This is a genomic window from Bradyrhizobium sp. Ses1 (assembly GCF_059512365.1).
This window is the reverse complement of record NZ_JCAMOQ010000008.1, coordinates 70,425-83,142: the sequence shown is the minus strand read 5'-3', so window position 1 is coordinate 83,142 and position 12,718 is coordinate 70,425. Positions and strand designations below refer to the sequence as shown.

The 12,718-nt window shown below is 63.7% G+C and carries 13 protein-coding genes and 1 tRNA gene; 4 read left to right on the top strand and 10 right to left on the bottom strand.

What is annotated here, in order from left to right; all coding sequences use genetic code 11:
* Positions 1-190: 190 nt before the first annotated feature.
* The 5 genes from AC5ZG5_RS12440 to AC5ZG5_RS12420 form a co-directional block, all read right to left on the bottom strand.
* A complete protein-coding gene (locus AC5ZG5_RS12440) occupies positions 191-1,144 on the bottom strand; it encodes a FecR family protein (protein ID WP_456644210.1) in 954 nt (317 codons plus the stop codon).
* Between the two features lie 7 nt (positions 1,145-1,151).
* Entirely contained in the window at positions 1,152-1,694 is a 543-nt protein-coding gene (locus tag AC5ZG5_RS12435; RefSeq protein ID WP_456644211.1) for an RNA polymerase sigma factor, read from the bottom strand.
* On the bottom strand, positions 1,691-2,317 hold the full coding sequence (locus AC5ZG5_RS12430) for a secretin and TonB N-terminal domain-containing protein (protein WP_207231040.1): 627 nt from the start codon (positions 2,315-2,317) through the stop codon (positions 1,691-1,693). Before AC5ZG5_RS12430 ends, AC5ZG5_RS12435 begins: the two co-directional genes overlap by 4 nt.
* Positions 2,318-3,241: 924 nt before the next feature.
* Positions 3,242-3,326, bottom strand: a tRNA-Leu gene (locus tag AC5ZG5_RS12425).
* Between the two features lie 100 nt (positions 3,327-3,426).
* Positions 3,427-3,669, bottom strand: coding sequence for a FliM/FliN family flagellar motor switch protein (locus tag AC5ZG5_RS12420; RefSeq protein WP_028164002.1), 243 nt, complete (start codon positions 3,667-3,669; stop codon positions 3,427-3,429).
* 60 nt (positions 3,670-3,729) lie between these two features.
* Here AC5ZG5_RS12420 and lipB point away from each other — a divergent pair, with 60 nt between their 5' ends.
* The gene (gene lipB / locus AC5ZG5_RS12415) at positions 3,730-4,482 is read left to right on the top strand and encodes a lipoyl(octanoyl) transferase LipB (protein ID WP_456644212.1); all 753 of its coding nucleotides are present in this window, start codon (positions 3,730-3,732) and stop codon (positions 4,480-4,482) included.
* Positions 4,483-4,488: 6 nt separating this feature from the next.
* Here the strand turns inward: lipB and AC5ZG5_RS12410 are convergent, their stop codons facing one another.
* From AC5ZG5_RS12410 to AC5ZG5_RS12395, 4 genes are all read right to left on the bottom strand, one after another.
* Entirely contained in the window at positions 4,489-4,788 is a 300-nt protein-coding gene (locus AC5ZG5_RS12410; protein WP_130226943.1) for an acylphosphatase, read from the bottom strand.
* Positions 4,785-5,651 carry an isocitrate lyase/PEP mutase family protein gene (locus tag AC5ZG5_RS12405; protein ID WP_456644213.1) on the bottom strand — a complete coding sequence of 289 codons (867 nt, stop codon included), beginning with the start codon at positions 5,649-5,651 and terminating at the stop codon, positions 4,785-4,787. The genes AC5ZG5_RS12410 and AC5ZG5_RS12405 overlap by 4 nt, the downstream gene beginning before the upstream one ends.
* Before the next feature lie 70 nt (positions 5,652-5,721).
* Positions 5,722-7,737: an acetyl-CoA carboxylase biotin carboxylase subunit gene (locus AC5ZG5_RS12400; RefSeq protein ID WP_496165447.1), complete on the bottom strand. Its 2,016-nt coding sequence runs from the start codon at positions 7,735-7,737 to the stop codon at positions 5,722-5,724.
* A 143-nt stretch (positions 7,738-7,880) separates the two neighbouring features.
* A complete protein-coding gene (locus AC5ZG5_RS12395) occupies positions 7,881-8,090 on the bottom strand; it encodes a hypothetical protein (RefSeq protein ID WP_028164007.1) in 210 nt (69 codons plus the stop codon).
* 298 nt (positions 8,091-8,388) lie between these two features.
* Between AC5ZG5_RS12395 and AC5ZG5_RS12390 the strand changes: the two genes are divergently transcribed.
* The 3 genes from AC5ZG5_RS12390 (at position 8,389) to AC5ZG5_RS12380 (ending at position 12,231) form a co-directional block, all read left to right on the top strand.
* Positions 8,389-9,150, top strand: a complete 762-nt coding sequence (locus AC5ZG5_RS12390) for a thermonuclease family protein (protein ID WP_456645469.1) — start codon at positions 8,389-8,391, stop codon at positions 9,148-9,150.
* 70 nt (positions 9,151-9,220) lie between these two features.
* Positions 9,221-11,671 (top strand): PAS domain-containing hybrid sensor histidine kinase/response regulator, encoded by a 2,451-nt coding sequence (locus AC5ZG5_RS12385; protein ID WP_456645470.1) that lies wholly within the window; start codon positions 9,221-9,223, stop codon positions 11,669-11,671.
* Positions 11,672-11,760: 89 nt separating this feature from the next.
* Positions 11,761-12,231 carry a DUF6496 domain-containing protein gene (locus AC5ZG5_RS12380; RefSeq protein WP_456645471.1) on the top strand — a complete coding sequence of 157 codons (471 nt, stop codon included), beginning with the start codon at positions 11,761-11,763 and terminating at the stop codon, positions 12,229-12,231.
* A 24-nt stretch (positions 12,232-12,255) separates the two neighbouring features.
* Here the strand turns inward: AC5ZG5_RS12380 and AC5ZG5_RS12375 are convergent, their stop codons facing one another.
* Entirely contained in the window at positions 12,256-12,702 is a 447-nt protein-coding gene (locus AC5ZG5_RS12375; protein WP_028164011.1) for a PPC domain-containing DNA-binding protein, read from the bottom strand.
* Positions 12,703-12,718 lie beyond the last annotated feature (16 nt).

Here is a 12,718-nt window from a genome sequence, read left to right as displayed (position 1 = left end):
GTCGGGAACATGCCGTTCAGACGACGCCGCCCGGACATCCAACTGTCGGATGCACGCTACAAACGCGTCTTGAGCCTATCCCCTCAATGTCACCCGGTAAGACCGGCCGAGCAGCGCGTTACTGAACCGCGCCGGAGAAAAAAATTCGAAGGAGAGGGAATGTTCTCGTCGCACACGCATTCGGCGTATTCTATGACACCACGACGACACCGCCGGGCAGTTGTGTAATGCGCGCGCCATAAACGTCCTGGATAAGCGCAATGAGATCGTCGATACGGTCGAGCGTAAGCCGAACTTCCACGCGACGCCGACCAAGCGCTTCGTTCATGAGCACGATGTGCCCTGGCCGATAGCGGTTGACCTCGCCGATCACTTCTGAAAGTGGGGTTTGACGAAACACCAACTGGCCTTCGCGCCAAGCCAGGACGGCTCCAACATCGGCCGCGACAACGGGCTCCAAAGCGCCTTGGGCATAGGCGACCTGCCGGCCTTCATACAGCGTGACGGAGTTTCCGGAGTAGTCGATCGCCACCGAGCCGCGTTCGCAGGTCACGGTCGCCCGCACACCTTCGCAGCGTACATTGAAATGCGCGTCGACAGCGCGGATGCGGCCGCCTGCTGCCGTGATCGTCAGCGGCGCATCGAGCGACTTGCTTGTGACGATGGCCACTTCACCCGACACCAGTTCCAGCGGCCCTTCACCGGCCGCGTGTGGCATGTTGAGGCTCGTACGCGTGTTGAGATCGATCGAGGCGCCCGATTGCAGCGCAATCCGACGTCGCTCGCCTATTGCGGTCCGCAGGTCCGCCCGCAACTCGGAGGCCGACGGCCAAAGATCAAGCGGCGGCTTCACAAGGTAGCCGAGTGCCGCAACCGCCGCAGATGCCCCCGCGGCAGCCAACATCGTGCGTCGGTTGAAGACCGCGCGCCGGGGACGTCGCGATGCCGATGCGATGTTGTCCCAGAGCAGGTTCGCTTCCGCGAAGGCTTCAGCGTGCAGTTCGCTGCGCTCGCACCAGCGTTTCAACGCCGCGGCATCGGCCACGGTGGCGCGTCCGGAGGTCAGGAGCACCAGCCATTGCTGTGCTTCTTGTTTAATGGTCGGCCGCATGTCGGGCGGTGTGATCGGATCGTCTTCGCGCATGGCACTTCTAAGACCCTTTTCGGGGACCAGAACTGAACCTGCGATTCAGCTTTCTTTCAAGCCGATTGGAGCAATGCCGCAGCGCATTCAAGAGCTCCTTCTCGACCATCCGGGGAGAAATGCCAAACCGCTCTGCGATCTCCTCGTGCTTCACATTATCCAGCCGCGCGAGAAGCAGAATGGCTTTGCGGCGCGGCGTCAGCTCTTCCAGTGCAGCCCGGAGCATCGCAAGCTCCGCTCGCGCCTCAGCTATGCGCTCTGGATCAAGCGCGCCATCCATCGTGTGACGAATCGCTTCGATCTCAGAAGCGGCGAGTTTCCGATTGTCCTTCTCCCTTTGATCCGCGGCGACATTGAGAGCCATCCGGAACAGATAGGCCTCGGGCTGCTGCACCAAGCCGACATCGTCTATGCGCGCTATTCGCAGCCAGGTTTCATGCAGCACCTCGGTCGCCAACGCGTCCGAGCCAAGCCTCCAGCGAAGACGTTCGCGAAACCGTTGGTAGCTTGCTTCGAAAACCTTCATCATTCGTGCTCGCGCGCCGGTCATGGTCGTGCCCCCGCGGAGCGAGAGCAACCACCATTCGACGACGCGGCGCGCAGGATTATCGTGATCGGTTGCGGCAAATCCCGTGGCGGGGGCACGACGGTGTCACTCGTAATTCGCGTCGTGATCGCCGCGTCGAGGCTTTCATTGCCGGTCGAACCAAGGAGATGCAGGGCCCGTATCCGCCCGCTCTCTTCGATCCACACTTGAAATGCAGCGCGGTAAGTGCCAAGCCGCGTGTCGTCATTACGGCACAACGCGCGCTCGACGGAATTCTGAAGCTCGGCAAAATAGGCACTCTCGTCAGAGCGATGCGTCGATTGCGATCCCGGGATGCCGACTGTTGGATTCGGCGGCGGCGGGCCTACCGTGAAAGCGTTGGCACCGACGTAGCGGATCGCAAGGCCCGTTCCGGCAAGGAGCACCTGCAGGGCGTCGGTCGGAGAAAAACGACCTTTGACGGGCGGCGAGTGCAACCCATTCGCCAACTCGCCGTCGATCAGCGCCGTCATGCCTGTCCGATTGGCGAATTCAACCAAGGCGCTGCCGAGCGGCTGCGCGGCCAGATCAAAGTTGATGTGCCGCTCGCGCGCCATCGCCCCGCCGATCGGGGACAGCGCGAGCATCAACGCCAATCCTTGACTAAGCGGCCGGCAGGTACATGCCCTGCGGACGCGCGCGATTGCGAGCGCATCTCGCATCAAACGCCCTGCCCCCTTACAAACGCAGCGATCTGCGGCACGGTAGCTAGGTCGGCACCATTACATTTTTATGACGGCACGAGCGTCCCCGCACAGCCATCGTTCCGCCGGATCGCCCCTGACCACCCTGATGCGGCAAGGCCGGGCACCGCAACCTGCTGAATCGCGGCGCAGGCCAGCGAAGCTGCCGGCCTTGCCGGTCGAAATGGCGAGCAGCGCGCAGCAGGGGCCGCAGATCGATCGCGTCCCTTTCCGCGACGGTAGGTACGCTCGGTATCGGAACAAATTCCGAGACCCGCACGTCTAGGAAGTGTGTGGGACTAAGCTATTCTTACAGATCTCGATGGTAGCGGGGACGACTCGAACCCAGGACGCAAACATTCTGGCCTCTAGTCTATACTGGCGGCAAAGGCCAGCATCGACGTCCGGCGGTGCGCGCGCTGAAGAACAGGGGCGCACAATATGCCCAACCGCACCCTGCCCGATTGTCCTTGATCGAACGCTGCTCGGGGCTCGTGGCGATTACAAATGCGAGAAGAGCCGGCCGATTTCCACGCTGAGCTACGCGCAGCTCTCTCGCAACGAAACAGTGCTTTTGTCTCGCCGGATCTTCTTCAAATAGAGATACGAGAACCACGGGAGCAAACGCCGGACTCTCTTCGAGAGACACTGGGTACAAGGCTTGGACAACAGGCTGCAACGCGAGTGTCTCCGGAGGTGACCAACTCATAAGGAGCCACACGAAAGCGCGTGAGACGCTGAACACTCGCTGGTACTAACATTCGCTGCGAGTAACAATGCGGGAACAAGGAACGGAAAAAACGCCTTTTATATCAATGGTTAGACCATTGGTGCGCTCGGAGGGACTCGAACCCCCACGATTTTACTCACTGCCACCTCAAGGCAGCGCGTCTACCAATTCCGCCACGAGCGCTTGGGATGCCGGAGGGAACCTAAAGGGCGCGCCGCCGGATCGACGGCGCGGGATGTAACAAATCGGAAGGTGGGGGACAAGCCGATAAGTGGCCTATCAACTACCTAACATCCGGGGATTTCGGCAGCATTTGCTTGACCTCGACCGCGATCCGGTTGCGGTCGACCAGCACCACGCCGCTGGCGATCGGCAGGTTGTTGGCGAGGATCTTCACCTCGTCGGCCTCGGTGGCATCCAGTTCTATGATGGCGCCGCGGGAAAGCCGCATGACCTGGTGGATGGGCATGGTAGTGGTGCCGAGCACCACCATGAGATCGACACTGACTTTATCGAGGGTAGGCACTTTTGAACCGCCAAACCGGGATTAGATTGTGGTTCCACCTGACCACGTGATGGTTAGCCAATGGTTAATGTCCGCCAAGACCTTGATTTGACGATTTTCGCGCACCCAGACGGCGGCGAAGCCGTGGAATGGCGGATTTCGGATACCCCGGTGCCCTACCCTGACGCTGTCGCCGCGATGGAATCACGCGTCGCCGATATCGCGGCCGGGAAAGCGCCCGAACTGGTCTGGCTCCTGGAGCATCCCCCGCTCTACACCTCCGGCACCAGCGGCAAGGCCGGCGACCTCCTGGAGGCGCGCTTCCCGATATTCCAGACCGGGCGCGGCGGTCAGATCACTTATCACGGCCCGGGCCAGCGAGTGGCCTATGTGATGCTGGACCTGAAGCGGCGCCGGCCGGATGTGCGCGCCTATGTCGCCTCGCTGGAGCAATGGATCATCCGCACCCTTGCCGCCTTCAATGTCCGCGGCGAGCGCCGCGAGGACCGCGTTGGCGTTTGGGTCAAGCGGCCGGACAAGGGATCAGGATTCGAGGACAAGATCGCAGCGATCGGGGTCCGGCTGAAGCGCTGGGTCTCGTTTCACGGCATCGCGATCAACGTCGAGCCGAATCTGGCGCACTTCTCCGCGATCGTGCCCTGCGGCGTGGTCGACCCACGCTATGGCGTCACGTCACTGGTCGATCTCGGCCTGCCGGTGACGCTCACCGATGTCGACGTCGCGCTCCGGCAGGCCTTTGCCGAGGTGTTCGGCGAAACCCAAGCGCGACTGCTGGAGACGATTCAGCACGGGGCCGCGCACGGCCTCACATGATCGCACCTACACCGTCGCCAGCACCGAGAAAGCCTCCCCTGCCTCGCGCAGGTTGAGCAGATCGGGGCGGCCGGCCTCGTCTTGCACGGCATCGACGCGTGCTGCGGTGGGCCCGCGCCGGCACTCGGCGATCATTCCCGACACGACCGCCTCGGGCCCGGCGAACACCGCTTCGACGCTGCCGTCCCGGCGGTTGCGCACCCAGCCATCGAGCCGCCGCAGGTGCGCCTGGTGTTCGACCCAGGCGCGGTAGCCGACGCCCTGGACGCGACCGCGGATCATGACATGACGGATCGTGTCGCTCACTTCTTCAGTCCGAGAAATTCGCTGCCGCGCGCTTTCGTCTCAGCCTCGCGCATCGCACGGCCGGTCAGTTCCGGGGATGGCAGCCCTTTCAGGCTTTTCGGCGACGCGCCCTCGCGCAGCGCCTTCAGCGTCTCATAGACCGCCTGCGTCGCCGCTGCGAACGGCGCATGGCCTTGCAGCGCAATCCGCACGCGCAGGCCCGCGAGATAATCCGGCGCAGCCATCTCCTCCGGCGCACCGCCGAGCACGATCGGCAGTGTCGTTGCCGCGGAGATCGCTTCCAGCTCCGCCTTGACCTTGATGCCGGTGAAGAACAACGCATCGACACCGGTGGCCTCATAGGCCTTAGCTCGCGCGATTGCATCGTCAAGGCCGGTGATCGACACCGCGCCGGTGCGGCCAATGATGACGAGCGATGGATCGCCGCGGCCGTCGAGCGCCGCCTTCATCTTGCCGATGCCTTCATCGAGCGGAATCAGTTGCGTCTTGGCCTCGCCAAACGCCTGCGGCAGCAAGGTGTCCTCGATGGTGAGGCCGGCGGCGCCGGCGGCCTCAAGCTCCTGCACCGTGCGGCGGACGTTCAGTGCATTGCCATAGCCGTGGTCGGCATCGACAAGCACAGGGAGAGCGGAGGCCCGTGACATCCGCCGCATCTGCTCGGCAAGCTCGGTCAACGTGATCAGTGCGATGTCGGGATCGCCGAGCACCGCGAGTGAGGCGACGGATCCGCCGAACATGCCGACCTCGAAGCCGAGATCCTCGGCAATCCGGATCGACGTCGCATCGTAGACCGAACCTGGCCGAACGCAGCCGGTGCCCGCAAGGATCGAACGCAGTGCTTCGCGTCGCGCACGGAAGGTCATGGGAGCTCTCTCTATGTCAGCTTGGGCACGACCCTTTCGCGGAACCGGTATCCACGTTCCGGATCATGCTCTAGGCGAATTCGAGGATCAGCGCGTCGACCGCCAGCGTTGCGCCGGGAGCGGCGTGGACCTTCTTCACCGTACCGTCGCGTTCGGCGCGCAGCACGTTCTGCATCTTCATGGCCTCGACGACCGCAAGCGTCTCGCCGGCCTTGACCTCCTGCCCCTCGCTGACTGCGATCGACACCACGAGTCCCGGCATAGGGCACAACAGCTTCTTGCCGGTATCGGCGGCCGACACCACCGGCATCAGACGCGCCGACGTTGCTTCGGCTTCGGTGAAGACATAGATCGGAACCTCAAAGCCCTGATGCGCGAGGCGGAAGCCGTTGTTGATCGGGCGCACCTGCATCGCCACGAACTGGCCATCGATCGTGCCCTGCCACACCGGCTCGCCCGGCACCCAGCTCGAGACCAGATTGTGCGGATTGCCCGGCAGCCCATCGCTGCCGATGAAGCGGACCGCGATGCCGTCGGCCTCGCGCGCGACGTCGAGCGCGATCTCATCACGCTCGAGCCACACCGCGCGGCGCCGCTCCCGCTGCACCAGTCGGCCATTCATCTGGCCCGAGATCTGCCTCTTGCGCTCGCCGAGCACGTGGTCGATCGCCGCGGCCACCGCCGCCAGCCGTCGCGCGATCTCGCCTTCCGGTGGCCGCGCCGAGAATCCCTTCGGATATTCCTCCGCGATGAAGCCGGTGGAGAGCTTTCCCTCGCGCCAGCGCGGATGGTTCATCAGCGCCGACAGGAACGGAATGTTGTGGCGGATGCCATCGACATAGAACGCGTCCAGCGCGGTCGACTGCGCCTCGATCGCCGCCGCCCGCGACGGCGCGTGCGTGATCAGCTTGGCGATCATCGGATCGTAATGGATCGAGATCTCGCCGCCTTCCTGCACGCCGGTGTCATTGCGGACGGTGACGCCATCCTGGCTCTTCTCGGCCGGCGGACGATATTTCACCAGGCGCCCAATCGACGGCAGGAAGTTGCGGAACGGGTCTTCGGCATAGACGCGCGATTCCACCGCCCATCCCGTCAGCGTCACGTCCTTCTGCGTAAGGCTGAGCTGTTCGCCGGCGGCGACACGGATCATCTGCTCGACCAGATCAACGCCGGTGACGAGTTCGGTGACGGGATGCTCGACCTGCAGGCGCGTGTTCATCTCCAGGAAGTAGAAGCTCTTGTCCTGGCCGGCGACGAACTCGACCGTGCCGGCCGAGTCGTAGCTCACCGCCTTCGCCAGCGCGACCGCCTGCTCACCCATCTTGCGGCGCGTGGTCTCGTCGAGCAGCGGGGACGGCGCCTCCTCGATGACCTTCTGGTTGCGGCGCTGGATCGAGCACTCGCGTTCGCCGAGATAGATCACATTGCCGTGCTTGTCGCCGAGCACCTGGATCTCGATGTGGCGGGGATCGACGATGAATTTTTCGACGAAGACGCGGTCGTCACCGAAAGAGGATTTCGCTTCGGCCTTGGCGAGATTGAAGCCCTCCTCGACCTCGGCCTTCGAATGCGCGATGCGCATGCCCTTGCCGCCGCCGCCGGCGGAAGCCTTGATCATCACGGGATAGCCGATCTCGTCGGCGATCCGCACCGCATGCTTGCCGTCCTCGATGACGCCGAGATGGCCGGGCACGGTGGAGACCTTGGCCTTCGCGGCCGCCTTCTTGGATTCGATCTTGTCGCCCATCGCGGCGATGGCGCCGGGGTTCGGACCGATGAAGACGATGCCGGCGGCCTCCAGCGCGCGCGGGAACGCCTCGCGCTCGGACAGGAAGCCGTAGCCGGGATGCACGGCCTCGGCGCCGGTCTTGCGGCAGGCCTCGACGATCTTCTCGATCAACAGATAGCTCTCCGCCGCCGCCGGCGGGCCGATCAGCACAGCCTCATCGGCCATCTCGACATGCAGCGCATCGCGGTCAGCCTCGGAGTAGACCGCGACCGTCTCAATCCCCATACGGCGCGCAGTCTTGATGATCCGGCAGGCGATCTCGCCGCGATTGGCGATCAGGATTCGTTTGAACATGTGCTTCTTGCTTGAGCGTTTGGGCAGGATCTTCGCCCGCAATGTGGTACGGGCGGTCGTCTCAATTAACGTGGTACAGGAAAACTCAGGAGAGGCAACGGTCTATATGGAGGCGGCCGGCTTGCACCCGGCGCCCGAAGCCATCAACCCGAATAGGTATTAAATCTACCACGGACATGGGCGCGAGAGACGGCCTTCATCAGCTCGCTGACCTCGTTTTCCAGATAGTCATTGGCCACGATCAGCGCGCGGACGGTCGCCCGCATATCCCCGCCGCAGGCCGCGATCGCCTCATCCACGGCAGCTTCTAAGCCGTCGATATCCTCGCTGCTGGCACTGGGAAGAGAGGACATCTGGCGGTTTCCGGGATGTGGGGCGAGCACTTATGTTCTCTTTTTGTTCTCAACAAGTCAACCATGGATCGGTCACTGTCGACCAGTTCCGGCGGCTTTTTCCCAACGCGGAATAGCTTCGCGGGAGCTTCGTGCTAGAGCATGATCCGGTGGAAACCGGTTTTCCCTCGCGACAAACGCGAAGCGTTTGCGCGGAGATCATGCTCAAACAAGAAAGATGAGATCATGATCCGATTCCGTCCAATCGGCTCATGATCTTGAACCTTTGCCCCCGCACGCCACCCCATCGATGCAGACCATGCCATTACGCACATTGATCGCAGGGCTGATCCTGATAGCCCTTCCGGCGAGCCAAGGCTTCGCCGCCAACGCTACCGTCAGGGACGGCAGCACGCTGCAGCTCGGCAACGTGACCTATCGGCTCGATGGCATCGACGTGCCTCCGATCGACCAATTGTGCATCGACGAGCATGCCGAGAGCTGGACCTGCGGCATCGAGGCCCGCGACCAGTTGGCGAAGCTGATCGGCGATCGTCAGGTCCGCTGCGACGATCTCGGTCCCGACCCGGCCTACAAGAAACGACATCTCGGCGTGTGCAAGATCGAAGGCGACCCGACCAGCCTTAGCGAGGTGATGGTCCAGCGGGGCTTTGCCCTGAACGTCGAGGCTTCCGCCACCGGCCGCTTCAAGCCTGACGAGGCGCGCGCCAGGGAAGAGCGCCAGGGCATGTGGAAAGGCTGCTTTGTTGCCCCGCAGGAGTTCCGCCGCGGCAAGCAGGACGGCGCGCTGCTGGGCGCATCTTGTCCCGCCGACCGCGATCGCGCGATCCGCGACGTGCTCTTCCCTGAAGATCTTCCCATGCCGGCAAGCTGCAACATCAAGGGTAAGTTCGCCGTGCGCGCCCGCGTCACCGGCGATATCGGCATCTACCACTTGCAGGCGTGCCGCAGTTACCCTGGATTAACCAGACCAGACCGCTGGTTCTGCTCTGAAGATGACGCACAGGCGGCGGGGTTCCGCAGGGCCTATAACTGCAGGCCCGGCACCAAGGCCAAATGATGCTGGCAAGCCCTCTTTCGTTGTGTGAGACTACGGAAAGAGGTCGCCCGCCCCGATGCCGCCAGACCCTATGAACGTCCTTCCCGAGACGGTCGCCGCTGAACGGCTGCGCCAGCATCTGGAAGAAATTGCCCGCGAACGTGACCGCGCGCATCGCGAATTGCAGGAGCGCGAGGCGGAGCTTGCCCGGATCCAGCGTATCGGCCGCGTCGGCGGTGTCGAGGTCGATTTCCGCGAGGGCTTCCGCAACCGCCGCTCGCCGGAATACCTGATCATCCATGGACTGGGGTCGGATGCGGTGAACGAAACCCACGAGGATTGGGTCGACCGCATCCACCCCGACGATCGTGACCGCGCGATCGGGCATTTCTTCGATGCGCTGGCCGGGACGAGCGGAGACTATATGGCGGAATACCGGATCCTCCGTCCGAGCGACGGTGAGGTCAGGTGGATCGCGGTGATCGGGGAAATCGAGCGCGACCGCGACGGCCGCGCACTCCGTCTGGTCGGCGCCCATATCGACATCACCGAACGCATGCTCGCCCAGGAAAAGCTGCGCGAAAGCGAAGAGCGCTTCCGCCTCATCGCCGACAGCGCGCCGGTTCCGATCTGGGTGACCAAACTCGACCGCACCCGCTCCTTCGCCAACCGGGCCTATATCGATTTCCTCGGCCTTCCCTTCGAAGAAGCCATCAAGTTCGACTGGCGCAAACGGCTGCACCCTGACGACATGTCGCGCATCGTGCAGGAATCGATCGCGGGCGAAGCTTCGCTCAAGCCTTTCGTGCTGGAGGCGCGCTATCTGCGCGCCGACGGCGAATGGCGCTGGCTCAGGTCGGAGTCGCAACCGCGCTGGGATCCGACCGGCAACCACATCGGCTTCATCGGGGTCGCCCACGACATCACCGCGGCCAAGCAGGCCGAGATCGAGCTGCGCCGGCTGAACGAGACGCTCGAACTGCGTATCTCCGAGCGCACCGCGCAGCTCGAAGCCAGCGAAGCGCAAATGCGCGCGATCTTCGAGACCAGCCACCAGTATCAGGTGCTGCTCAATCAGCACGGCGACGTGCTCCATGCCAACCGGACGGCACTGGCCGGCATCCGCGCCGAGGCCCGGGATGCCATCGGCAAGCCGTTCTGGGAAACGCCCTGGTTCGTCGCGACCGACGACTTGCCCAAGCTGGTTCGCAACGCCTTCATGGCGGTCATGAAGGGCGACGACGTCAAGACCGAGATGATGCTGCGGCTTCCGGTCGGCGAGCGCTATTTCGATTTCGCGATGCGGCCGCTTCGCGACCAGCACGGCACTGTGATTGGCGCCGTGGCCGAAGCCGTCGACATCACCGAACGCCGCCAGGGCGAAGAGGTGCTACGGCAATCGCAGAAGATGGAAGCCGTCGGCCAGCTCACCGGCGGCGTGGCCCACGACTTCAACAATCTGCTGACCATCATCCGCTCCGCGACCGACTTCATGCGCCGCCGCGACCTGCCCGAAGAGCGCCGTCATCGCTACATCGACGCGATCTCCGAGACGGTGGAGCGCGCCTCCAAGCTGACCGCGCAGCTATTGGCGTTCGCCCGCCGCCAGCCGCTGAAGCCGCAGGTCTTCAATGTCGGCGCGCAGGTCGAGGGCGTGACCCAGCTTATCCGGCCGCTGGTCGGTGCGCGCATCCAGATCGACGTCCAGATCGACGACCCCGATTGCTTTGCGATCGCCGACATCGCCCAATTCGAGACCGCACTGATCAATCTCGCGGTGAACGGCCGCGACGCCATGGACGGCGAAGGCCGCCTCTCCATTGCGGTGCGGAAGGTGCGGGGCATCCCTGCCCTGCGCGCCCAGCCGGCGCGCCGCGGCGATTTTGTCGCGATCACCATGGCCGATAGCGGCAGCGGCATCGCGCCCGATCATCTGCAATCGATCTTCGAACCGTTCTTCACCACCAAGGAAGTCGGCAAGGGAACCGGGCTTGGCCTGAGCCAGGCATTTGGCTTTGCCAAGCAGTCCGACGGCGACATCGATGTCGTCAGTACGCTCGGACGAGGCGCGGCCTTCACGATCTATCTGCCGCAGGCAGCACGACCGGCCGATGCGGCGTCCGCTGCAGCCATCGCCAGCGAGCCCGCAACCACGGGCCGCGGCTACCGCGTCCTGGTCGTGGAGGACAATGACGAGGTCGGGCAGTTCTCCACCGAGCTGCTCGAAGATCTCGGATACTCGGTCAAACGCGTGGCGAATGCCAATGCAGCGCTTGCCCTGTTGTCCGAAGACGAGTTTTCCGCCGACCTCGTATTCTCCGACGTCATCATGCCCGGCATGAACGGCGTGGAGCTCGCCAGCGTGATCCGCGACCGCTATCCCGGGCTGCCGGTCGTCCTGACCAGCGGATACAGCAACGTGCTCGCCGAAAATGCGCATCGCGGATTCGAGCTGATCCAGAAACCCTATTCGGTCGAGTCGCTGTCGCGCATCTTACGGAAAGCGATCGTCGATCGGGGGTCGATCAGTTCGACCGTCTGAGCCTTAACGTCTGCGGCCTTAACCTCTGCCCTCCGTTGGAACGACATCCGCCGTCGGCGGTTCTTGCCGATAAACGGAGGATTAAGACGATGGCACCCTCATCGCGTCAACGACGCGTCACCGGCAGGGTGATGCACGAATTCAAGCATGGCGAACTGAAGAGCGGCCGTGGCGGCCGCGCCGGCAAGGTCAAGAATCGCCGGCAGGCGATCGCCATTGCGCTGCAGGAAGCCGGCGCCTCCAAATACCAGAGCGAGCGCCGCAACACTCGTGACCTGCGCCGCACCGAACAAAAGGAAGCGAAGGGCCGTACCGCCCAGCAGGAACGCGAGGGCAAGTCGCATGTCGGGGCTTCCGGCAAGCGGGAAAGCAGCCGCGCGATGGGCGGCCGCAATGCCCGCAAGCTCACCGCCCGCGGACGCAAAGCGGCACGCTCTCGCGCCCGCAAGCGCGACGGACATACGCGGCGAGAGCTTTACGCGAGGGCGCAGCGACGCGGAATCGAAGGCCGCTCGAAAATGACGAAGCAGCAGTTGGAGAACGCGCTCGGCGTGCGCTAAGCGCGTCTCCTTTTTCTATTGGCACTATTGGGCCGCGATATCGATGAGGGCGATGCCGAGATCCGCCCTCTTCTTCCGTCGAAGCTTTGCCGGCGCTTCCGTCAGCACGACCTCGAGCGTCGGCCGCACCACGCCCGCGAGCAGGTGGCCGCCGCGCGTAGAGCCATCCGACAGCCCGAGCACGATGTGAACGTGCAGACTGGCCTTGCCGTCATCGCCGATCGCGACGTCGCCGATCGCGCTCAGCACCTCGCATTGCTCGTTGACCTCGATCTTCCGGTAGGATTTCGAGCCGAAATCGAACCAGCCGACGGTCGCCTTCTCGAACGCGCCGATCGCGGTCAGCGTCGCCGCCGAGATCCTGGCCTCGTTGGCGAACTTCGTCAGCGCCGCGAATGCTTCCTCGCCGGTGTCGAGGATGACGACATGGACCTGCGCGCCCGGCTCGTCGGAGATCAATTTGCTTTGCATCGGCTGGCTCGCTTCA